22 protein-coding genes are annotated in these 21,090 nt (G+C 41.9%); 11 read left to right on the forward strand and 11 right to left on the reverse strand.

Features of this window, described 5'->3' with window-relative positions:
• Positions 1 to 6: 6 nt before the first annotated feature.
• Both DCO56_RS12710 and DCO56_RS12715 read right to left on the reverse strand, forming a co-directional pair.
• Positions 7 to 1,080 (reverse strand): efflux RND transporter periplasmic adaptor subunit, encoded by a 1,074-nt coding sequence (locus DCO56_RS12710; protein ID WP_108634142.1) that lies wholly within the window; start codon positions 1,078 to 1,080, stop codon positions 7 to 9.
• A 331-nt stretch (positions 1,081 to 1,411) separates the two neighbouring features.
• The gene (locus DCO56_RS12715) at positions 1,412 to 1,987 is read right to left on the reverse strand and encodes a helix-turn-helix domain-containing protein (RefSeq protein ID WP_219929385.1); all 576 of its coding nucleotides are present in this window, start codon (positions 1,985 to 1,987) and stop codon (positions 1,412 to 1,414) included.
• A gap of 202 nt (positions 1,988 to 2,189) precedes the next feature.
• Here DCO56_RS12715 and DCO56_RS12720 point away from each other — a divergent pair, with 202 nt between their 5' ends.
• On the forward strand, positions 2,190 to 2,456 hold the full coding sequence (locus DCO56_RS12720; RefSeq protein ID WP_108634143.1) for a hypothetical protein: 267 nt from the start codon (positions 2,190 to 2,192) through the stop codon (positions 2,454 to 2,456).
• Between the two features lie 10 nt (positions 2,457 to 2,466).
• On the opposite strand, the gene DCO56_RS12725 is transcribed toward DCO56_RS12720, so the two are convergent.
• The 5 genes from DCO56_RS12725 to DCO56_RS12745 form a co-directional block, all read right to left on the reverse strand.
• Positions 2,467 to 3,537: an iron-sulfur cluster-binding domain-containing protein gene (locus DCO56_RS12725; protein WP_108634144.1), complete on the reverse strand. Its 1,071-nt coding sequence runs from the start codon at positions 3,535 to 3,537 to the stop codon at positions 2,467 to 2,469.
• A gap of 42 nt (positions 3,538 to 3,579) precedes the next feature.
• Positions 3,580 to 3,951 (reverse strand): helix-turn-helix domain-containing protein, encoded by a 372-nt coding sequence (locus DCO56_RS12730; protein ID WP_181390540.1) that lies wholly within the window; start codon positions 3,949 to 3,951, stop codon positions 3,580 to 3,582.
• Positions 3,952 to 4,074: 123 nt separating this feature from the next.
• Positions 4,075 to 4,320, reverse strand: a complete 246-nt coding sequence (locus DCO56_RS12735; protein ID WP_108634146.1) for a heavy-metal-associated domain-containing protein — start codon at positions 4,318 to 4,320, stop codon at positions 4,075 to 4,077.
• 104 nt (positions 4,321 to 4,424) lie between these two features.
• Positions 4,425 to 4,919, reverse strand: a complete 495-nt coding sequence (locus DCO56_RS12740) for a hypothetical protein (RefSeq protein WP_108634147.1) — start codon at positions 4,917 to 4,919, stop codon at positions 4,425 to 4,427.
• Between the two features lie 209 nt (positions 4,920 to 5,128).
• Positions 5,129 to 7,447, reverse strand: coding sequence for a GAF domain-containing protein (locus tag DCO56_RS12745; protein ID WP_108634148.1), 2,319 nt, complete (start codon positions 7,445 to 7,447; stop codon positions 5,129 to 5,131).
• Between the two features lie 145 nt (positions 7,448 to 7,592).
• Between DCO56_RS12745 and DCO56_RS12750 the strand changes: the two genes are divergently transcribed.
• From DCO56_RS12750 to DCO56_RS12775, 6 genes are all read left to right on the forward strand, one after another.
• The gene (locus tag DCO56_RS12750) at positions 7,593 to 8,210 is read left to right on the forward strand and encodes a hypothetical protein (RefSeq protein WP_146191054.1); all 618 of its coding nucleotides are present in this window, start codon (positions 7,593 to 7,595) and stop codon (positions 8,208 to 8,210) included.
• A gap of 127 nt (positions 8,211 to 8,337) precedes the next feature.
• On the forward strand, positions 8,338 to 8,784 hold the full coding sequence (locus tag DCO56_RS12755) for a hypothetical protein (RefSeq protein ID WP_146191055.1): 447 nt from the start codon (positions 8,338 to 8,340) through the stop codon (positions 8,782 to 8,784).
• Between the two features lie 165 nt (positions 8,785 to 8,949).
• Positions 8,950 to 11,166 carry a glycosyltransferase gene (locus tag DCO56_RS12760; RefSeq protein ID WP_181390541.1) on the forward strand — a complete coding sequence of 739 codons (2,217 nt, stop codon included), beginning with the start codon at positions 8,950 to 8,952 and terminating at the stop codon, positions 11,164 to 11,166.
• Positions 11,167 to 11,353: 187 nt separating this feature from the next.
• Positions 11,354 to 12,229: a helix-turn-helix domain-containing protein gene (locus DCO56_RS12765; RefSeq protein WP_245935833.1), complete on the forward strand. Its 876-nt coding sequence runs from the start codon at positions 11,354 to 11,356 to the stop codon at positions 12,227 to 12,229.
• A 77-nt stretch (positions 12,230 to 12,306) separates the two neighbouring features.
• Positions 12,307 to 13,023, forward strand: a complete 717-nt coding sequence (locus tag DCO56_RS12770) for an FAD-binding oxidoreductase (RefSeq protein WP_108634152.1) — start codon at positions 12,307 to 12,309, stop codon at positions 13,021 to 13,023.
• A 9-nt stretch (positions 13,024 to 13,032) separates the two neighbouring features.
• A complete protein-coding gene (locus DCO56_RS12775; protein WP_108634153.1) occupies positions 13,033 to 13,389 on the forward strand; it encodes a hypothetical protein in 357 nt (118 codons plus the stop codon).
• Positions 13,390 to 13,458: 69 nt separating this feature from the next.
• Here DCO56_RS12775 and DCO56_RS12780 read toward each other — a convergent pair whose 3' ends face one another.
• The gene (locus DCO56_RS12780) at positions 13,459 to 13,929 is read right to left on the reverse strand and encodes a hypothetical protein (RefSeq protein ID WP_108634154.1); all 471 of its coding nucleotides are present in this window, start codon (positions 13,927 to 13,929) and stop codon (positions 13,459 to 13,461) included.
• A 464-nt stretch (positions 13,930 to 14,393) separates the two neighbouring features.
• Between DCO56_RS12780 and DCO56_RS12785 the strand changes: the two genes are divergently transcribed.
• Complete coding sequence (locus DCO56_RS12785; protein WP_108634155.1) at positions 14,394 to 16,568, forward strand: ATP-binding protein; 2,175 nt, start codon at positions 14,394 to 14,396, stop codon at positions 16,566 to 16,568.
• Positions 16,569 to 16,636: 68 nt separating this feature from the next.
• Here DCO56_RS12785 and DCO56_RS12790 read toward each other — a convergent pair whose 3' ends face one another.
• Positions 16,637 to 16,999, reverse strand: a complete 363-nt coding sequence (locus tag DCO56_RS12790) for a response regulator (RefSeq protein ID WP_108634156.1) — start codon at positions 16,997 to 16,999, stop codon at positions 16,637 to 16,639.
• Between the two features lie 160 nt (positions 17,000 to 17,159).
• Here DCO56_RS12790 and DCO56_RS29290 point away from each other — a divergent pair, with 160 nt between their 5' ends.
• Positions 17,160 to 17,312, forward strand: coding sequence for a hypothetical protein (locus tag DCO56_RS29290; protein ID WP_165306893.1), 153 nt, complete (start codon positions 17,160 to 17,162; stop codon positions 17,310 to 17,312).
• Positions 17,313 to 17,402: 90 nt separating this feature from the next.
• Positions 17,403 to 17,579 carry a histone H1 gene (locus DCO56_RS12795; protein ID WP_108634157.1) on the forward strand — a complete coding sequence of 59 codons (177 nt, stop codon included), beginning with the start codon at positions 17,403 to 17,405 and terminating at the stop codon, positions 17,577 to 17,579.
• Positions 17,580 to 17,676: 97 nt separating this feature from the next.
• Here the strand turns inward: DCO56_RS12795 and DCO56_RS12800 are convergent, their stop codons facing one another.
• Both DCO56_RS12800 and DCO56_RS12805 read right to left on the reverse strand, forming a co-directional pair.
• Positions 17,677 to 18,372: a response regulator transcription factor gene (locus tag DCO56_RS12800; protein WP_108634158.1), complete on the reverse strand. Its 696-nt coding sequence runs from the start codon at positions 18,370 to 18,372 to the stop codon at positions 17,677 to 17,679.
• Positions 18,373 to 18,389: 17 nt separating this feature from the next.
• The gene (locus DCO56_RS12805; RefSeq protein ID WP_108634159.1) at positions 18,390 to 20,054 is read right to left on the reverse strand and encodes a sensor histidine kinase; all 1,665 of its coding nucleotides are present in this window, start codon (positions 20,052 to 20,054) and stop codon (positions 18,390 to 18,392) included.
• 186 nt (positions 20,055 to 20,240) lie between these two features.
• Between DCO56_RS12805 and DCO56_RS12810 the strand changes: the two genes are divergently transcribed.
• On the forward strand, positions 20,241 to 21,086 hold the full coding sequence (locus DCO56_RS12810; protein ID WP_108634160.1) for a GLPGLI family protein: 846 nt from the start codon (positions 20,241 to 20,243) through the stop codon (positions 21,084 to 21,086).
• Positions 21,087 to 21,090 lie beyond the last annotated feature (4 nt).

The following is a 21,090-nucleotide window of genomic DNA, read 5'->3' on the forward strand; positions in this document are numbered from 1 at the left end:
GGCATCTTATTTAGTTGGAATAATGGCTTTTACGGGGGTACCATCCGTAATGCGCAACATATTGGACACGATAATACTGTCTCCGGTGCTCAGACCGGATGTTATAACGGCATCCGCTTCCGTGCGGTTACTGATAGTGACTGCAACAGGCTTTGCTTTTCCGTCGACGATAACAAAGGCATTGTATCCGCCGTCACCGGGCATAAGGGCCTCTGTGGGTACCTTGACACCTTTAGCATCCTTGCCATTGCTGTCAAAATGTATTTTGGCGGACATACCCGGCCTGAATTTTTTATCGGAATTATCCACGCGTGCCTGCACTTCCAGGCTGCGGCCCGAAGCATCCAGTCCCGGCTCCGTGGCGAGCACGGTCGCCTCGAGTTGTGCTGCGGAAAGGGCAGTGGTGAAGCGCACTTTTGTCCCGTTATTGATCAAAGGCAGATGCTTCTCGGAAATAGAAAAGTTAATCTTGAGGCTGAGCTGATCCTGCAGGGTAACCAGCGCTGTACCGGGGATGACATAGGCGCCCACATGCACTTTTGAGATACCGATTTTTCCGGAGAATGGAGCTCGGATTATCGTCTTGGCCAGTTCGACACGAAGCAGTTCCTGCTGGGCGGTCAAAGAACGAAAATGCATAAGTGCCTCGTCGTATTCCTGCTGTTTTATCGTTTCGGTTTTCAACAGGTTCTGTAAACGCTCTTTATTCAGTTTTGCGAGCTCCAATTCAGCGCCCACCTGATTGAGACGTGCCCTGATATCGGTATCATTCAGGATATAAAGTATCGCTCCCTGCTCCACGTAGCTACCATCCTGAAATGCGACCCGGGCAATTTTTTGAGACAGTTCGCTCACAATGGACACTTCCCGATAAGGCATCATGGTTCCTATGACGGTCTCGTCCTGACGGAGTTCCTCCTCCTGCGCGATCAGTATATCGACTGGTAACCGGGTGGCATCAGCCTTGGCGCCGCTCGATGCCGCAGCTGTTTTTTCGGGCTTGCTCTCACAGGCTATTAGTATAATACCCAGTAGGGGAACTAACATGCCCGTTCTGGATTTTGTTAATTTGTATAACATGGTCTTGCTTTTTAATTGTGCAATAAATGATTGAACGCTACTATCTTTATCAATTGATCATTGGAATTTTCTTGGCATTGCGCCAGTGGTTTACCCAAATACAAAATTGACGATACTCGTGCAGGCGCAGCGTACGCAACTCCTTATTCGATTTATAAGATTTACTGATTTCCACGGCAATTCTGATACCCTCGCGAATGCTGTTAGATGCTACACTCTATTGCCCGCGCATCAGATGGTAAAGCTCTCATTGTCGCCAATAGATTAAATGCGCAGGTAGGGTGTATAAACGTAGGGAAGTATAAAGGTAAAGGGGGATAAACAAGGCGAGCTACTGGTGTTTCCGTAGCCCAGTTGATTTTCTGGCCTGTTTAAAATGGCCAGACGTGAAGCCTGTGTATTTTTTCAGTTGGTTGGATAAGTAGGCCTGACTACTGTACCCCATGGCATAGGCAATTTCAGTCAGGGACATTTCGGTATAAATCAACAATTGCTTTACCCTTTCGAGTTTCCTAAAAATAATGTATTTTTCAAGCGTTATCCCCTCAATCGACGAAAATAGGGCACTCAGGGTATCGTAATGCTTGTTTAGCTGATCGCTGATCAAGGCCGCAAACCGGGTCGGAACCCCACTCGCCAGCTGCATGTCAATACCTTTTTCAACATACTCTTTTATGCCATTGATTACCTTCTGTTTCTTTTCGTAAAGCAATTCGAAGCCGTTTCCTTTCAGCATCAGTTCCATTGTATCCATCTTTTGAGGAAAATCATCTGTAGCCTTTAGTACGACTTGCCCCAGCATAATGTCCAGTACCTCAAAACCCAGAATCGTCATTTCTCTTTCCAGTACATATATACATCTATAGCACACCATTCCTTTTATTAACAGAGTCATAGTTTTCATCATGTATTTGTCCCTCTTTTTTATATTCGGATAAAATTCAGCATTTGTGCTAAATATGATTATATGATATTCCGTCTTAGATTTGCGAAATTTTAGGTTATTCCTTTTGACTACGTAAAATGTTATAACATAAAGGGGGAAAAAATATATAGCCGGTCCCATTGATCTTTCGGAACTTTGAAACAGATCATAATAGGTTAGCAAGATGAAGAACAGAGCAAGTAATGAACATCAGATCAGCAAGGTGCTGAAAGACTATAATTCGGGAAAAAGTGGCCTGGAGCTTTTTGATAAATATGGGGTATATGGCGCAACGGTTTACGAACTGAAAGATAAATATAAAGATGTCGCAACGGATATTCTGGCGGTACTGGTAAATTTGAACGAGGAGAACAACAGGTTGAAAACGATGTATACGGAGCTGTGTCTCCAGCATCGGAATCTTAAGGAACTGTTGAAGGAAAATTTTTGAGCCGTATGTGTTACTGTAGAGTAACACATACATCCCCGTTTTGGGGATAACTTTGACAGAGCAAAACTATTCCCGCTGCAATATCCTGCTCGGGCAACGCATCATGACGGAGCATATGAATTGTACCCATTGTTTTGACCGCCCAGCATGTACCGCAAGTTCCGTTGTTGCAAGAACTTGGCACATTGATATCATGTATCTTCATGGCCTCCAATATCGATTGCCCCGATTTAACGCTGATAAGGGAAGTGCATTCGAACGTCTGTATTTCATCACCGACATAGGTATCCTCGAAATGTGTGACAATAACCTCATTTGTGCAGCCATCGGTTTCAAAATTGACCGCATTTCCGGATATCGCATTGAAATATTCCATATGGATATTTTTCTGCGGAATTTTTAGGCCTATCAATGCATCCCGGTAGAGATCCATCAACGCAAGCGGACCACAGATATAATATTGCGTGTCATTAATTGCCGAAACAAGCCTTTTGATAACTGATCGGAGCACAAGTAAAGAAAACCTCCCGGGGATATGGTTCATTTTTGTGGAAACAAATTCCGGATCCGTAAAAGAATAGCAAATATCCAGCCTGCGATCCGCTTCAAGTGATGCTAATGAATTCTGGAAAATAGTCTGTTCCGGTGATTTGCTACTGTAAATCAATAAGGGATTATGTTTTGTAACGCCGATACTCTTCAACATCGAAAACAATGGTGAAATACCGCTTCCCCCTGCGAGCAGAACAACCTGCTGTTGATCTGCTATCTTTTGATCCAAAATAAAATTCCCAAATGGCCCCTCTATATTCCATGTCCCAATATTCGCTGCATGATCTACAATATAGGAACTTACCTTACCGCCTTCAACTTTTTTAACCGTAATCGCAGGATAGTGATCCGAAGATATGGAACTCAATGAATAAGACCGTATGAGCGATTCGCCGTTGAAATTAAACCGGACATTCAGGTACTGTCCGGGCAGATGGGTCATACGATGCCCTCCTGTATCGAAGTATATTGTTACGGTATCGTCTGTTTCCTTTACAATTTTATGGGTATGCCAGATATATTTTTTCATACTATGATTCCTTGTGTGACAATGCTCATAAGTGCCAAACAGCTATATTTTGTTCTGTTGCCGACTGATGTTCTCAAGTTTGATTTTTCGGATACGTTTGAAGTGTGCCGATGTTAACCCGGTATAGTGCATTAATTGCTCCGATAGATCATTTGACGTTTCGTAACCTAGTGCTTTTGCGATCTGTGACAGTGGCTGTTCAGTATACACAAGCAGCTCTTTTACCTTCTCGACAATCTGTTTTAGAAAAATCGCTTCCAGACTCATATCACATCGGGCAAGGAACAGACGGTTCAATTCCTGATAATCTGTTTTTAGTTCGTTGCTAAGTTCCAGGGCGAATTGGACGGATTTTCCGGTTTCCAATTGCGATTGAATGATCTGCTCCGCTACGCGATAAACTTTCGTTATCATATACGGCCATTCATCTGAATTGTACATATTTATCATAACTTTTTTATAAAAAGGGACTTTTCGCAGAAATTCCTATCAGAAGCGTAAAGAAACAGGTAGTCTGCTTCTTTACGTTTTTGGGCACTAACCACAGCAACCTGTTGTGCAGCTTGAAGATTTTTCATCACGCTCAGCCATTACAGTATAACCTGCGTTCGTGATCGCGGACAGCAGTTCTTCTTCGATTTCATTGCGTCCAATTAAGACAGTAAGCTTTCCTGCTTCCAATCTTTCGATTTTGACATCATCAAACGTGTTGATCACAGCGTTCACTCTTGCTTGACAGTGTGTGCTCTGCATATCGGGTATGCTCAATGCTACATTTTTCATCTTGAATTTATTTTAGTCCTACAAATTTCCTGATTACATATCGGGGAATTACTATAGTATTCCGTGAAAGAGTTGTGAAATTTACTGATATGCAAGGATAGCGACTATTGGTTAATTGTCTTATCTTGAAATAATGGCAGTAGTTTTATCGGGCTGGGGTCAGCTGCCATATGATTCTTTTGTTTTGACAAGATACTCATATACAGTTGCTGCTCCTTTGTTGTGATGGCCTGTATTAATGTACCATATCTTTTGGGAAGGGAAAATATGCCATTGTAATAATTATAAAGTATACTATTCTTCCTGAAATAGATTGCCCGAAGAAGATTGAGCTCGGCTATCAGATGCGGATTGTCCGGACCTGCCAAAAGAGTACGCGCGATAAGCTCGTAACTGCGCTCAAGCTCCTCTGAGATGACCAGTTCCAAAATGATATTCATATTTCCAAAGAAACGAAAGAACTTACTTCTGGAGAGATTCAACGCTGAAATAAGATCTGATACTTTGAGCTGTCGTATTTTTCTGGTTGATAAAAGATCCTTGGTATGTGCAATTGACTTTCGAACGAGATTCGTGTTTTTTATATCATTTTTATCCATAAGAAATTTCTGTTAGTACAGTTGAAATTAATCCTGTCAGAAACTTGGGGTATAACAAGTTTAATCACAGGTAAAATTCGCAATATTAACATATTTGCGCCTATGGAATTGTTGAGGTGATTTGTAAGATTTTGTTTTTGGGAAAAATGTTTCTATGTCTTTTGGCATAGCAGCGGTAGACCTACATCGGAAGATACCGCTAATCTATCCTATGCCCGGAACCCCACGCGGATAGCTTTGAGACCGATCAGCCCCTGTAAATCCTCCACCTCAAATTTTTCGATATCTTCGTTTAATAAGCCTTTGTGCTGCAACAAATTGATATAACCTAAATATTCGGTTTCTTCATGTACATGAGAATAGACGATGACCAATTTCCCTTTTTGGGTAATACGCTCGGTAGACCCTTTTATTTTGGCTTTGTCGATGCGTTTTTTAGCAATTTCGTAACGTACGTTGTAGGATCCGTCGATATCAAACTGTTTTTCATCCATTTTGAAACGGATGGAAATCGGGGTGGCGAAGACCAGAACTAAGGAGGTCACCTCCAGCTGGTGCGGGAGCTGGGGTTGCAATATCCTAAACTGACTTTCCATTTCGCACATGACCTGCAATTGCCATAAACGTAAATTTTTGAGGTAATAGAGCTCAAAATTTTTATCGGGTGCAATGGAAGCACCGATATAAAGGTTATGCTCAATGCCGTCGGTCTTATAACGTTCGTAATAATGCGGGAAATACTCCTGTGCTTCAACCTGCTTTTCGTCAAGAATAGTCACCAGCTTTTTATTGATCAGCGTGATCGAGTTGTCGTAATCCTGTCGTGCCTCATAAAATCCGCCTATGGCAAGGTTTATACGTTCGAAATAGGCATCAATCGCCTTTGCAATGTCGCTGTTTTTATTGTTTTTGCGGAAGTTGTCCAGAATGGGATGCACATCCAGATTAAAATGATCCAGGATGACCTGTTCGGTATCGGTTGTGAGCGTATGATCAAGCGTTTCCAGGTTTCGCTCCAGGTCAAAGATTTTCTGTTCAAACAGGGGTAAGCTGTGCTCTTGGTTGATGGCGGTAAACAATGCGATTAGGTCGGTCGCCTGATTGATCAGATCCTGCTTAATGGCCTGATTTCGGGATTCCGAAGAGCCTTGCACGTCAATCTGACCATAGAGTGGATACACGTTTTCAAAGATGATCTCCTGTAGGGTATAATCCTTTCCAAAGGCTCGGTCATTCAGGTAGTGGATTGCCTCTTCCTGAAAACGCCATTTGACACTGGGGTGGATTGACGTATATTCTCTTTGAATGATCGCTTCAATCTGGTTCTCCGTTTCAGAAAATGCTTTGGATACTTTGTCCTTGATAAAAGGTAAAATAAAGTTGAGTTTGTTGGCATTGACCGAATTCAGTGCGCGGACTTTGGAAGAGGACATTTCCAAGATGCCGAGCACTTTATCGTCTTGTATCAAAGGGGCAAAGATAAAGCTCTTGACCTGTTGCTGTTTGAGTTTGTTGATAAAAAACTCTTTTTTCGGATCTAACGTGGGCAACTGGTCAATATCCGGAACAACCAAAAGCTCCTGGGTTTTTAGCATGCTTTCTAAGGTTTCATTACAAAGCATTTCTTCACACTCGGCTATCGTTGAATCGTAAAGCAGGTGGCTGTACAGCTGTTTTTCGACGATTCTCAGATTAAAGTCTTCCTTGATTTTTTCAAATGAGGTCAGCCCGATCCGCAGATCGTCTATTCTGTAAATGGATCTGAAAATGTCCCGAATTTCTTCCAGCTGGGCAGGCGTATCTTCACGTAGCAAGTTGCTTTTGAAGCTGGATACAGCGTTCTCCGTCGTTGCATCGAAAAGGGTCATCAGGGAAAAACCCTTCATGATCCAGCTCTGTTCAGGAAATTTAGATTTCCACAGGGCGATATCCGAAAAATTATCAATCAGCTCAATAATGTCCTCCGAGGAAAGTTCCACTGCACGGTCCGTAGGAATAATATCTACAAAATCGGCATTGAACAGCACCCGGTAATGATGCATGATGTTATTTTTATCCGGAATATCCAGAAATATCGGCATATCCATGGCATCTACTTTAATGCCATAATACTGACTGATGATCATGCAGCAGTTTAGAATATAGTAGGTATCCGGAGAGAGGTCGCGGTAATTAAAATCATAATGATCACCGGCATCGCGGAGGATATTGTCCAGGCGTTCAGTATGATTGAAGGTGTATAGGTAAAAGGGGATCGTAACAGCCTTGATCTCATTCCTAGTCAGCGACCTTGGAAAAAGATCCGCCAAAAGGACTTTGATAATAGGCTCATATTGACGTAAATCTTCCTTTTTTTCGATCCCATCTGTCAGCATTGGGTATTTTTTAATTTCTTCCAGTAAAGATCGGGCATAGCTAGCCTGAAAATCAACTTCGGACAGCGCCGTCTCCTCAAAAGATCCGATAATCTTATGAAAGGCGATAAGAATCTTAAAAGGACTGGAGTCAAAGTTGAAGTTAAATTGCATAATGCGTTTTGCTGACTAAAATGTGCTTGTTATTAGATTCACACAAAAGTATAAAATAATCGGGTATTGCAGAGCTACTTTTTTACAGCATCCGGTTTTTCCTAGGGATTGAATTGATGTTATGTATAATATTTATTATTTTCGAATGAAACAGATTATGCAGCATTCATTTCCCGTATACTATCATTACATCGCACGCAACAGAAAACGGATCAGCTGTTATCTGTACGAAGATAGCATATACTGTAAGGTGCGGACAAAAAATGGGCTGACAGAACAACATAAATTCCGGTATGAAGACATCCATAAAATTCATTTGGGGCTTCAGGATATCTCATGGCATACCATCGATATTTATTTTAAAAACAGGAAACATATCCATCTCAAAAGCGTGACGTTCTTTATCGAAAGGAACGGAGAAGAACTAGAGCGTCCTAAGACAAACGAAATAGATATTGCCTCGGTAAAAGCCAATAGGATGGCTTATAGTAATTTTGTGACGGCTTTACACGAGCGCATCAGTAGGGATGGCACAGGTCATCCCATTATCTTCACCCATGGAAACTCATGGAAAAAAATCCTGATCTGGATCCTGATGTCGGTCATCCTTATTTTGTTGCCGCTTACCTGGAAAATAGGATTCTATGGCTGGAGTCTATTCTTCGCCGTCAGTTTCCTGTTACTCTTGTTATTTAGCCGGAAGATAAACTTCAAAAAACAATATAGACCTGATCAGCTGCCCGAAAAATATTTGCCCTTTTAAACTCTTATAGGAGATATACTGTGGTCCGAATAGTGCGATACAAACTGAACTATTTTGCATCGCCCGATGTTCTTCAAGTAATCCGCCTCTAGATGTACAGGAGGTTGAGAAACTAATACAAGATAAAATGAATGTATTTAACAAAAATATGTTAGGTGGACTAATCGGCGCGATAATCCTCAATGTGATCCACAGCGCAGCAAAAAGATTTGGTACCGAAGCGCCAGCAATTGATGAAGTGGGCGAGGAGGCAATGAAAAAGACGGTGCAAGCTGCCGGATTTGAACCACCAAAGGGAAATGCATTGGTGGCGGCTACCTTTGGTGCTGATATTGCTTCAAATGCGATGTTATACACCATGATCGGGTATGGCGGCGATAAACATATCCTTCTCCGCGGGGCGCTGCTCGGGACAGTCGTCGGCCTGGCGACATTGACAATCCCGGAGCAAGCCGGACTCGATGCCAAGCCTATAAAAAAGACTGAACGCACAAAAATAATGACCGTCTCCTGGTATATTATCGGCGGAATGGCAGCGGCGCTAGCCATAAAAGCTATGCGGAGAAAAGGATAAATATTTCGGGAATCTGGATAAATGGAAACATTCTTTTGGATTATACCATCCATCCGGTTTTAATTCTGTACATTTATAAAACCTCCCTACGTGCAGCACCTTGTTCAAGATACAAGACGATCGTATGCAAGGACTTCACATAAATAATCGACGATGATTTCAACAATGAAAAGAGGAATTGCATTCCTGTCAACTTTTCCCCCTCGCGCCTGCGGTATTGCCACCTACACAACAGATCTGATGAAGGCTATTTCAAGTAAATTTCGGGATTCATACGAGCTCATTCCCATACCAATTGTAGCACCTCAAGGTCTTACAAATTATGACAAGGCGCCTTTAGGTCTATTGCAGATTGCCGATCCACTTGCTTTTGATACGCTATTTGAAAACATTCAGTTCCAAAGGAATATTGATTTAGTCTGTATTGAACATGAATTCGGTTTATTCGTCGGTCAGGAAGTGAAATTCAGATCTTTCCTTTCCGAACTCAATGCGGCAAAGATCACCGTTGTGGTCACTTTTCATACCATATTGCCGAGGCCAGATGGCAGGTTGCTTGAACAGGTAACTGCTATTGCGGCGTACTGTTCACAGATTATCGTCATGACACAAAATTCTGCTGATATTCTTATGAGTACCTATGGGATCTCCACAGATAAAATCACGGTGATTGCACATGGCACGCATCTGGCTCCCGCAAATAATAAACAAGAAACACTGGAGCAGTATAATCTATTGAGCAAAAAGGTCCTGAGCACTTTTGGCCTTTTGGGTCCAAGCAAGAGTATCGAAACAACATTACATGCGCTCCCGGCTATTATCAGGCAAAATCCTGATGTGCTATTTCTTATTCTGGGACAGACACACCCGACATTGCTACTTCAGGAAGGGGAGGCTTATAGAAATCTACTGGAAGAAATAATTGAGCGGTATGAACTTTCGGAACACGTCAGGTTTGTAAATGAATTTCTTTCGATCGAGTCGCTGTTAGCTTATCTATCGATCACGGACGTCTATCTTTTTACGTCAAAGGATCCCTTTCAGGCGGTCAGTGGAACCTTTTCTTATGCGTTGAGTTCGGGTTGTCCCATTGTTTCGACACCGATTCCCCATGTCAGGGAAGTTCTGAAGGCAGACATGGGAACAATGATCGATTTTGAAGCATCGGACCAACTGGCTGAGGCTGTCAATCAAATTTTGGACGATGCACCGAGGCTGGAGAGAATCCGTCATGTGAACCTCCAAAAAATGGTTAAAACTTCTTGGCAAAACGTGGCTATTGCCCACGTCAATCTATTCGAACTGCTCGTCGACGAAAAAAGGGACATGATGTATTCTATGCCACCGCTCAATCTGGACCATATGTTTCGGATGTCAACGGAGCGTGCGTTTGTCCAATTCGCGGACATCAGTATGCCCGACCTGAACAGTGGTTATGCGCTAGATGACAATGCCCGGGCCCTTATTGCGATGTTACATCACTATAAGTTATATGAATCTCAGGAAGACCTCGGACTGATCAAGAAATACCTGGATTTTATAGGTTATTGCATGCAGGAGGATGGTACATTTTTGAATTACGTGGACAGTGACGGTCATTTTACCGAACAGAACGAGCAGGAGAACCTGGAGGATGCCAATGGACGCGCGGTATGGGCTTTGGGCGAAGTGGTCGGATTAGCCCATCTTTTACCGGAGCGAATAGTCAAACCTGCGATTGAACTTTTGGAACGAGCTTCCGCACATGCTTTGCTTTATTATTCAACTCGGTCAATGGCCTTTACAATAAAAGGCTTAAGTTTTATGAGAGGCAAAAATTATCAAACTATCGTAACTGTACTGGCGGACCGCCTGGTCGCGATGTTTACGCATGAAAGTAGGGGCGATTGGCAATGGTACGAATCCTACTTGACCTATGGCAATAGCGTAATTCCAGAAGCATTGTTGGCCGCTTACGAGACAACCGCCGATACAAGATATCGTGACATCGCTTACCAGTCCTTCGACTTTTTGTTGAGTAGAATCATTGTTGATGATGAGATCCATGTTATCTCCAATAAAGGCTGGGCGCAACGTGAACAGCCGCGATCTGAAGCTAAAGGCGGAGAACAGCCCATAGATGTGGCCTATACCATTATTGCGCTGGACAGGTTTTACAGACATACAAAAGATGAGCATTATAAAAACACGATACGGACAGCGTTTGAATGGTTTCTGGGACGCAATCATATCCAGCAGATCGTTTATAATCCGGTGACGGGTGGTTGTTTCGATGGTTTGGAAGAGCGTACCGTAAATATTAATCAGGGGGCAGAATCGACCATAAGTTATCTATTGGCAAGGCTCAAGATGGAGGCTTATTTGCCTGAGCATGTAAGCTAGCCTATAACACCCTGATGGAACTGGGATACCTATGTGAATTATCAAACTCGATCTTTTTCATTTTAGAACTTTGCGCACGCGTACAATGTTCTTGGGGAATCAAATTTTCTATTTGGCGGACAGCTTGGAATTGTTTATCCTTGGGGATGAGTTATTGCTGCCGTTTTAATCCGGAAAATAAATGTCAATGGTAAAATTCAAACAAGGTATGCCCCTTAAAAAAGATATTCCCGTCAGGACGCTACCCAAAGAATTTGGGAATGGTATTGCTATCGCAAAAGTCTCACCCGATTCTTTCTGGGAGGACGAGGAAACGATGCAGGCCCATCGACACGATTATCATTTTTTTGTTTTGCAGAAAAGTGGTGTCACCGTCATGGAAGTAGATTTTAAGCAGTACCGCACAGATAAGCCCACCATCCATTATCAATCGCCCAACCAGGTACACCGCGCATTGAAGGTGGAAAACATCGAAATGTTTATGCTGATCATGAGCAATGAAAATATTCCCGCCGACTACCTGAATATTTTGCAGAGCATCTCGCCTCTAGAGCCTCTGGAGATCGGACCGGAAGATCTTGAGATTATTGAGAAGAGCTATAACCTCTGCGTTGAGTTATATGAGCGGACGACAGACAAGCTGTATCCTTCTTTGCTGCGCGACAGCTGCAATGCATTGATCGGGTTACTGATTTCCATACATCTAAAATATACCAAATCGGCGGATTCACTTTCGCGATTTGAACGGATCAATAAGGCCTTTTTCCTAGCCTTGGAACAAAACTTCCAAACGCTGAAACGTCCCGCTGACTATGCCACCAAATTTAATATTTCTGTTTCCTATCTCAACGAATGTGTAAAAAATGTAACCGGCTTTTCGGTTTCCTACCATATTCAGCAGCGCGTGATTCTCGAAGCTAAACGATTACTATATCACTCAGACAAATCGGTTAAAGAGATTGCCTTTGAATTGGGTTATGAAGATTATCCTTATTTTTCCCGTCTCTTTACCAAGATATGCGGCATGAGTGCTAAAATGTTCCGTAGCAAAAACCACGATTAGTCCAATCAATACAGCTGTCCATTCTTTTTTTTGCTGCCGCTGCTGGCTTTCTTTGTATTGAATAAAAATAGAAGATTATGCCAAGCGCTCCAAAATGGGTTTTTGATACCCTGAATCTTTTCGTACCTCAAATTCCCAATGTACGGGTAAGCCAGATTGAACATTTATCAAGTTCTCTCAAACGAATCAGTTTACAGGGGAATTTTGAAAAACTTCATTTTTCGGTAGGTGCTTTTTTTGACATACGCGTCTCTGATACAGACGCCCGAAGATATACCATTGCCGAAATAAACAACGAAAAAGACAACTTAAAATTAATCGCACATATCCATGGACATGGCCTTGGCAGTGACTATATGAACCGGCTGCAAATAGGTGATCGTATCATGCTCAACAAACCACGGACAGAACAAAAGTATTACGACCATTCGGCGGAGAAAATCGTATTCTTTGGCGACGAAACGTCACTGGCATTAGCCTGCTCTTTTTTGCCGGTGATGCAAGAACAAAAAAAGCAGTATCTGTTTCTTTTTGAACTGGATGCTGAGAACAATATTATCCCTGAGCTGCTGGGACTGGAAAACAGTATCATCTTTCCAAAATCAACGGTATTCGCTCATCTCGAACAGATCAATGACTTACCCATTTTCAAAAATGGGGACTGGTCCGATGCTTACTTTGTGCTTACCGGAAATGTGAAATCGGTACAAAATTTTAGAAAAGTGATAAAAATACATACGAAAGCGCGGATCAAGCACCATGGCTATTGGCTGCAGGGAAAAAACGGACTTTAACCTTGAACAATGCATTATTTAGTAATAGAAAATAAACAACTGCAGGAATTGACCTATGACATCGTAGGCTTTTTCTGGGACAATGGAAACGAAATATCCATACAGGAAGGGTATACAGGTAAAAACAACAACTACCAGCGCATAGATTTTATTGTTTCGTTGGACAATTGCTGCTTTTCGGAACCACATATCTTAAAAACAAAACAGTTTATCCATTTTTGTAAGGATGGGGTGTACTCCAATGTCATTCCTTTTCCCTACAGGATATTTGAATTTAAAGACCTGAACAAACATACACTCGCGGCTTTCTTTTCCTGGAGCAAGCGTCTGAATCTTTTTAAAAGTAGTCGAGAGCTAAAGCTGTAAAGAAAATACACTGATCTATTGTAAGATCAGTGTATTTTCTTTCTGCCTCAGGCATCTAATCTGTTGTTATTAAAGAGCAGCTTTGATTGCAGCCAAACAGTCAGATTGATATTTCATGATATTATCTTTTTCCGTGGCTGTTATTTTTCCATCGACCGCGTTTTTGTCGATCTCATTTTTAATATCTAGCAACGCTTTTTCCTTATCTACTGCTTTCTCATGTGAGTCGGCATTGATACGGTCCACCCAAGTTTTACCTAATTTCGTATAAAGCTCTTTCGCTTTGTCATTCGTTAGGGTTGGGGCAGGTACCGATGCAATAGCTGCATTGGCAGCAGCCTTATTTGAATAAACAACGGCTTCAGCATCTTTAGTCGCTGCATCTTCTGAAGTTTTCATCGCTTCTTCAGTCGCATCAGCAGCTTTGTCCTCTGCATGTTCCATGCTGTCGGCTGCTTTTTCCTGTGGTGTTTGATTGTTACATGAAAATAAGATTGCTGCGGTCGCTAATGATGCGAAAAATGTTTTGTTTAAATTCATATATATATATGTTTAGTGAAACTAATTAAATAACAAGTTACTTTGAGAATTCGTTTGTTATAATTTATTTTTTTACTTATCCAAACTTATTCTTCTATTCTTTTGGCAATTTTTGAACTAAATGAAATTATTTCAAACAGTTTTTAGCTGGGTATTGTTGGTTATATATAGAATGCTTGTCCATTCATGAAGAATTTTTTTTAAAAGCTAGGCTCCTTTCCAACCTGGCTTTTTTTAAGTTTAAAGGCTAGTGAGGATTACCATTGGAATAGGAAAAGCAAGATTCTGAAAGATAATAGGATTTAAAACAATCGTTTAATTTAACTCAGATAAATATTTTTTTGATATATTTAGCGATCAATATGATTTGTTTGAAGAGGGGTGCAGGATTTAACTATTTGTGGCAAAATATCTCTTGGAAGATTTCCTATGATGAGCAGATTTAATTACTAAAAATTAGCATTATGCGGCAGATAGAATGCCATGAAGAGGAGATTCATCTATGTGGTAAGATTCAGTTTTTTGGTTTCTTATTTATTTTTGATGACAGTGGATGTATCGCCGCAAGTGAAAACCTAGTTGAGCTCCTAGGGACACCAATGAAGAATATTTTGGGATTGCCAATGAACAGGGTACTCCCGCTATTGTCGACAGAGGTGGAATGGAATCTCGTAGAGATTGACAAGCAGATCAATGGCGAGATATTCGTTCGTTTTGTGGAGCGGATACGTGTCAAGGAAGTGGATTATTACCTCAGTATCTATCGATATGACAGGAAAACATATCTTGAAATCGAAATATGTAATGAGGATCATTTAAAAGCAACCCGTTTATTTTACTATGCCAAATATTTAGAAGAGCAGCATGGCAATGCCTGGCAGTCATTAACGGTGCTCATCCGACAGATCATTGGTTTTGACCGCGTGATGGTCTATCGTTTTGAGGAAGACAGTAGTGGCCAGGTCATCGCCGAATCGTTGGCCGACGATATGGACTCGTTGATCGGTTATCGCTATCCGGAATTTGACATCCCGTCCCAGGCAAGGGCACTCTACACCAAGTTTCTTGCGCGGCATGTAGCGGATATCGATGCCCCCACAATAGCTGTGCAGGGACGTGATGCGGCCGAAATTGATCTGACCCGCTGTAGCCTAAGGGCACTATCGCCTGTACATTTGCAATATTTACGCAATTCGGGGGTACTTGCCAGCGCCAGTTTTTCCATCGTTATTGAAGGTAAACTTTGGGGATTAGTTGCTTGCCAGAATCGTAAACCGCTCAATGTGGATCTAGCCCAACGACATTTATGCGCGTTTTTGACACAATATGCAATAAATTATTACCTTTCGGAACATCAGAAGGAAAACCTTGTTGCACAGACAATAATGGGCGTCATGGAGCGCGATTTAAAATCTGAATTGCTCGTAAATCACGATATAGCAGTGGTGCTGGAGCGCTTTGCTCCGCAGATCATGGAACTCGCAGTAGCCGATGGACTGATGATCAAACATGACCGTGGTTTCAAAACTTGGGGCGATGTTCCAACAGAGCAATTTCAACAGCAAATTGACCGCTATCTGGATCAACTGGGAGACAACGAGCTATTCGCTACATCAAATTTTGTTTATGACGTAAATGAAGCGATGGAATCCACCATATTCCCGGGGATTATTCGAATAAATATTTTGCCCAGCAATACCTGGTACATTTATCTTTTCCGAAAAGAACATGTATACGAGGATGTTTGGGCAGGCAAACCGGAGAAGATCTATCAGTATGATCCCGAACGAAAAGTAGAATTTCCGTCACCGCGGACTTCCTTTGAAGCGTGGCGTGAAATTATGAAAGGTAAATCCACCAAGTGGAGCAGGTCCGAAATTGCTTTTGTAGAAAAAGTTGCACAAATAACTCAACAAGCTATCGCACAGAGAGGAGGTGAGATCGCGCAACTCAATAAGGAACTAATGCGCTCGAATAACGCATTGGATACCTTCGGGTATACATTGACACACGATCTTAAAAATCCATTGTCATCCATTAAACTTGCGGCGCAGATGATGCTTTTAAAGGATGATCTGCCCAAAGATCTGCTGCGTAAAATGGCAAACAATATCATGGATGCCACAACACTGATCACCGAAATGATGGATAAGGTCTATCAATTGACACAATCCAATTCTGTTTCTTTTAAATTGGAGTTGATAGATCCTCAAATAAAAATCATGAACATCGTGGAAAGCTGCAAGCAACAGTTTGGGGTGACGCATCTAGAGTTTGTCCTGGGACAAACTTTACCGGTGCAGGCCGAGCGGACCCTGCTGTACCAATTGTTTTTAAACCTGATCGGAAATGCGATTAAATATAGCAGCAAGAAAGAGCAGCCATTGGTGGAGGTCTATAGTGAAAAACAGGATAATTCAGTCTGTTATTATATCAAAGACAATGGGATAGGCATGGATATCCAGGATAAAGCAAATATCTTCGAGATTTTTAAACGTTTGCCCAACTCACAGGCATTTGAAGGATCGGGTATTGGCCTTTCCATCGTGAAGCGTATAGCCAATCGACTTTCCGCAAAAGTATCCGTAGAGAGTGAGCTGAATGTAGGCACGACGTTTTGTGTTAAATTCAAAGGATAATAAGAGCGGTAATTCAAAATGCTATCACCGGGACTGACGGGCCATGAACAATAAACGTGATGAAACGGTCAGGAATTTTTCTTGACGACATCAACCATATGATCGAGATCAAAAGGTTTTTCGATAAAATCATCTGCTTTGCAGGCGTTTGCTTTCGCCGGTAAATCAAAAGATGTAGAAGTTAATACCGCCGATATATCCTCGGTGTCCGGATCCGATTTCAGTTCTTCGATAACTTTGGCTCCTTTTTTAGTGCCCTTGATATGCTCATCAACAATGACGAGATTGGGATCAATTTCGTCAATTTTTTCTATGGGCTCGGTGGTCAAAGATGAAGTGACGTCATAGCCTTCGTCTTCCAGCACTTCATCCATAATATTTAGAATATCTTCGTTATCCTGAATAAGCACAATCTTTTTCTTCTTCATCATTTTAAAAATTTGTTCAAATATATAAAATAAGAACACTTGTTTTATGTGAATTTTTCAGGTCACTTTTTACATGATAGACCAACGATTTTGCCCTTGCTTTTGTTATGTATAAAGTTGATCCGCAAGACTGATAAAACATTAATTATTCAAGTATTAAATTATGGGTATAAATAACAATGGTCCTAAGAGAGGCATAGAGGATGCAAAGGACGAAGAAAAAGAATTGAAAAAAGAAGGTAATGCTTTTGCAAATACACCCGATACGCGGCCTTTGTCCAAAGCTATTGTGAAGGAAAAGAAAAAAAGAAACTGATATGCTCCATGGGGAAATATTTTCTGAGCGACAAAAAAGGCATAATTCTTGCTAAAATGAAAAAAGTTTAACTCAATAAATTATAATAAAATGGATAAGTATAATCAGCTGAAAGCTCTTATCGAAGGAGCAGAAAAAGATGCAGAAGCATTCTTTAACAAAAACAACAAAGCAGCAGGCACACGTTTGCGCAATGCGCTTCAAGAAACAAAAGCTCTTTCACAAGAGATCCGTAACGACGTTACTGCTAAGAAAAACGCAAAATAACTCCCCATTAGTTTGTTACATGAAGCCTGTTCTCCATATGGATATAGGCTTTTTTAATTTTAATAATTGTCCTTTTCATCTTAACTCCGCATATAGGTTAAGCAATAACCAGCTTAAACCCCTTGCCGCGGATATTGACAATCTTAATCGTGGGATCTCCTTCTAAAAATTTACGCAGTTTGCTGATAAAAACATCCATGCTCCGGCTATTAAAATAACTATCATCCCCCCAGACATAGTCCAGCGCCACCTTACGGTCGAGTACAGCATCCTGATGATCAACCAGCAGCTTCAACAATTGGGCTTCCCTATAAGAGAGCTGCTGCTGCTTATTGCCGATGGTGAGATGCAGATTTTTGAAGTTAAAATGGTATTTCCCGATAGCATATTCTTCAGCCGTGGGGCTTTCAGTACGTTTTAGGGAGGATCGCCTATTGAGGAGGGCATGCATACGAATAATTAACTCTTCCATGCTGAATGGCTTTTTGATATAATCGTTGGCACCGACCTCAAAGCCCGTGGCCAGATCCTGAATCGCTGACTTTGCCGTCAGAAATATAATTGGAACTTCGCTGGTTAGTCCACGTACTTCCTGCGCCAAGGTAAATCCATCCTTGTAGGGCATCATCACATCAAATATACAGATGTCAGGCCGCACCACACAGAAGGATGAAAAGGCCTTAAGACCATCAACAGCCCAGATTACCTCAAAATCACGGAGCTCTAGAGCTTCCTTGATCAGCTTACCCATCATGGGCTCGTCTTCGGCCAATAATACTTTAATTTTGTTCATACGATGATAAAGACGGATTAAAATTTAAGAGGAATGTGAAGGATAAACGTGGTCCCCATGTCCAGCTGACTCTCCACTCGGATTGTCCCCCCGTGTAGCTCCACGATTTTTTTAACATACGATAAGCCCAGACCAAAGCCTTTTGTTGCATGAACATTGCCCATGGGCACCCGAAAGAACTGATCAAATATACGGTCAACATAGTCCTTGGGAATGCCGATCCCATTATCGCGAAATGACAGGCTGAAATACTGTTTTTCTAGGCTAACAAGCAGCTGGATATCCGGTGCCTGACGGCTATATTTTAGGCTATTGTCGAGCAAATTATAGAGAATGTTTTCCAAATGAGTCTTATCCACCACGACATTCGGAAAATCGTCAGCAACTGTGAGTGTCAACGTTCCTTTCACTTCATCTAGTTTAGACTTTGTCTGGCGCTGAAAATCATGCAGGATCTGACTGAGATCTGTGGGCTCTTTTTCCAAAATATAAGGATCATCCTGCGCCAGCCGAAGTACGGTTTCAATCATGCTGGATACACGTTTGAGTTCAGCTCCACAAATATTGAGGTATTCATCGAGTTTTTCAGGGTTGTCCTTTATCCCAAATTTGCTCATCAGCTCCACAGCCAGGCTCGCGGTGGCGATCGGTGTTTTGAATTCGTGAGTCATATTGGAGATAAAATCGTTCTTGATCTCGGTCATTTGCTTCTCACGATTGAAGGAATTAATGAGTGCTAACGCGGTATAAAAAAGCATGCCCAAAATAAGCAACGACACGAAGAAAAGCCATTTCATACTTTGTAAACTTGTCAATACATCAGGCTTTACAGTAATTTCGGCATTATACACGGGGCTGATGGTACTCCGCACCAAAAGGTAATGATCGACGGAATCCAAGCGCTGTTTTGTGCTATCTGCAAGAGCTGAAAAGGCAACTTTAAATTGATTTTTAAACTGCAAATTCTCAAAATTGGTCTTAATCAGCGAGTCCAATAACCGGCCAATGGCTAATGTATCCATTTCACTTTTTGTGGATCTGGTATCATTGGCGTAAACCTTAACCGCAGACCGGGTCGATTGCGCTATTGATGAGAGTTTTGTCGGCTGAACCTGTTTTTTTAAGCGGCCTGTATTAGCAGATCGCAGCTCCATCTTGTGAGCGCTGCTCGAAGGGATCTGAACGAAACTGTCTTTGACGAGACGTGTGCTGACTTTGACATTCTTGGGCCGCTTGCCCCCGGAGGTGGCCGCTAAGACTGAATCAACCAGTTTCTTCTCCATATCCTTGTCGCGTTCGGCGATATCCATTCGAAATTCATGTGCAGTCTTTTTCGGGCCGGCCGCACAGGTATCACAGTTTTTCTTTGCCGTGGAATCCTTCGTAATCTGTCGCCGGATCTCAACACCTTTCAGCTCATTATTGGAAACCTGATCGAGTATGCCTCCCATGGCACGCAGAATCGAGGACTGTTCTTTAGAAAGAGAGCTGTCAATACCGAAATATGTTTTGAGGCGAACGACATCTATCGCATCTTTGACTGCCCCCTGAATCATAATCTTCTCCTTTTGCTGATTGATACGAAAGGCATCGGATAGCCAAAATACCTGCATCACAATAACAGCTATAGTACTGGCAATGAGCAAGGTAATGATAACGCGTGTTTTCCTGTGTGTGGTCATTATAAAATTCTCAGCTACAATGCTAGCTAAAATCTGTGAAAAACGGGGATTTGCTAACAGTTCATAACACTACTTAACAGTAATTAACAATCCAGCATCTGGTTAACAGTATTTAACAAAGCGATTATAGAGAGCGCTGTTCCGCCCCGTTACTTTTGATGCATTGATAAGATAAAAATAATAAAAATGAGCACAACAAAATTTTTACTGACCGTTACTATCGGTCTTTTTTTCTTCGTACAGAAGTTATTTGCCCAAGACAATCAGGTAAATATGTTTATTAAATATGATCTTGAACATATTGCTGACAGCACAAAAAAGGACAACCTGATTAAACGTTCCATGTACCTATATATCGGTAATGGAGGTTCCTTCTATTCGATGACCCCGATGGAAAAAAATCAGGAGCAAGGTGCACTCCATATCAGTATGGATGCTGTCGATCAGTCTGACGCACTGGTCAATCTTTATACGCCCTTCGGAACAGACGACAGTCCATGTTTAGTGACGATGCTCGGTCAATTGTATAAGGTGTATCCCAACAAGAATTATAAAATAGATTGGGCCATCACCGAAGAAAAACGAGATATCGGAGGATATGCCTGCATAAAGGCAACAGGACAATTCGGTGGACGTAAATATGAGGCTTGGTTTACCGAAGAAATCCCTTTTCCGGTCGGCCCTTGGAAGCTGCATGGCCTGCCAGGTGCCATCCTTGAAGCCAGCGATGTGGCCAATGAAGTTCGCTTTCGTTATGCCGGACTGGATAAGGTCACAGACAAGATGCATCTGATGGAGATCGACAAATTACCCGAACTTTCCTACGAAAAATATCGCAAAGCACTTGAAAACAGCAAAGCGGACAAACTAGGAGCGATGATGGCTCAGTTACCGCCCGATGCTACAGTAAAATTCAAGACACAGGACGGAAGGGAAATCACGCGTGAACAGGCTGAAGCGTTGATGAAGGAAGCTGGAAAAGACAAACAAAAATTTCAGCTGAATAACCCGGCTGAACGTAGCATCAATTAAGAAT

The organism is Sphingobacterium athyrii (assembly GCF_003071065.1).
Taxonomy (GTDB): Bacteria; Bacteroidota; Bacteroidia; order Sphingobacteriales; family Sphingobacteriaceae; genus Sphingobacterium; species Sphingobacterium athyrii.

Coding starts and splice junctions, on each gene's coding strand:
- DCO56_RS12715 (WP_219929385.1), bottom strand. CDS start 1,987: ATGATGAAAACTATGACTCTGTTAATAAAAGGAATGGTGTGCTATAGA.
- DCO56_RS12790 (WP_108634156.1), bottom strand. CDS start 16,999: ATGATGAAGAAGAAAAAGATTGTGCTTATTCAGGATAACGAAGATATT.
- DCO56_RS12810 (WP_108634160.1), top strand. CDS start 20,241: ATGAGCACAACAAAATTTTTACTGACCGTTACTATCGGTCTTTTTTTC.
- DCO56_RS12730 (WP_181390540.1), bottom strand. CDS start 3,951: ATGATAACGAAAGTTTATCGCGTAGCGGAGCAGATCATTCAATCGCAA.
- DCO56_RS12765 (WP_245935833.1), top strand. CDS start 11,354: ATGGTAAAATTCAAACAAGGTATGCCCCTTAAAAAAGATATTCCCGTC.
- DCO56_RS12805 (WP_108634159.1), bottom strand. CDS start 20,054: ATGACCACACACAGGAAAACACGCGTTATCATTACCTTGCTCATTGCC.
- DCO56_RS12725 (WP_108634144.1), bottom strand. CDS start 3,537: ATGAAAAAATATATCTGGCATACCCATAAAATTGTAAAGGAAACAGAC.
- DCO56_RS12795 (WP_108634157.1), top strand. CDS start 17,403: ATGGATAAGTATAATCAGCTGAAAGCTCTTATCGAAGGAGCAGAAAAA.
- DCO56_RS12800 (WP_108634158.1), bottom strand. CDS start 18,372: ATGAACAAAATTAAAGTATTATTGGCCGAAGACGAGCCCATGATGGGT.
- DCO56_RS12750 (WP_146191054.1), top strand. CDS start 7,593: ATGAAACAGATTATGCAGCATTCATTTCCCGTATACTATCATTACATC.
- DCO56_RS12785 (WP_108634155.1), top strand. CDS start 14,394: ATGCGGCAGATAGAATGCCATGAAGAGGAGATTCATCTATGTGGTAAG.
- DCO56_RS12770 (WP_108634152.1), top strand. CDS start 12,307: ATGCCAAGCGCTCCAAAATGGGTTTTTGATACCCTGAATCTTTTCGTA.
- DCO56_RS12760 (WP_181390541.1), top strand. CDS start 8,950: ATGAAAAGAGGAATTGCATTCCTGTCAACTTTTCCCCCTCGCGCCTGC.
- DCO56_RS12780 (WP_108634154.1), bottom strand. CDS start 13,929: ATGAATTTAAACAAAACATTTTTCGCATCATTAGCGACCGCAGCAATC.
- DCO56_RS12720 (WP_108634143.1), top strand. CDS start 2,190: ATGAAGAACAGAGCAAGTAATGAACATCAGATCAGCAAGGTGCTGAAA.
- DCO56_RS29290 (WP_165306893.1), top strand. CDS start 17,160: ATGGGTATAAATAACAATGGTCCTAAGAGAGGCATAGAGGATGCAAAG.
- DCO56_RS12735 (WP_108634146.1), bottom strand. CDS start 4,320: ATGAAAAATGTAGCATTGAGCATACCCGATATGCAGAGCACACACTGT.
- DCO56_RS12775 (WP_108634153.1), top strand. CDS start 13,033: ATGCATTATTTAGTAATAGAAAATAAACAACTGCAGGAATTGACCTAT.
- DCO56_RS12710 (WP_108634142.1), bottom strand. CDS start 1,080: ATGTTATACAAATTAACAAAATCCAGAACGGGCATGTTAGTTCCCCTA.
- DCO56_RS12755 (WP_146191055.1), top strand. CDS start 8,338: ATGAATGTATTTAACAAAAATATGTTAGGTGGACTAATCGGCGCGATA.
- DCO56_RS12740 (WP_108634147.1), bottom strand. CDS start 4,919: ATGGATAAAAATGATATAAAAAACACGAATCTCGTTCGAAAGTCAATT.
- DCO56_RS12745 (WP_108634148.1), bottom strand. CDS start 7,447: ATGCAATTTAACTTCAACTTTGACTCCAGTCCTTTTAAGATTCTTATC.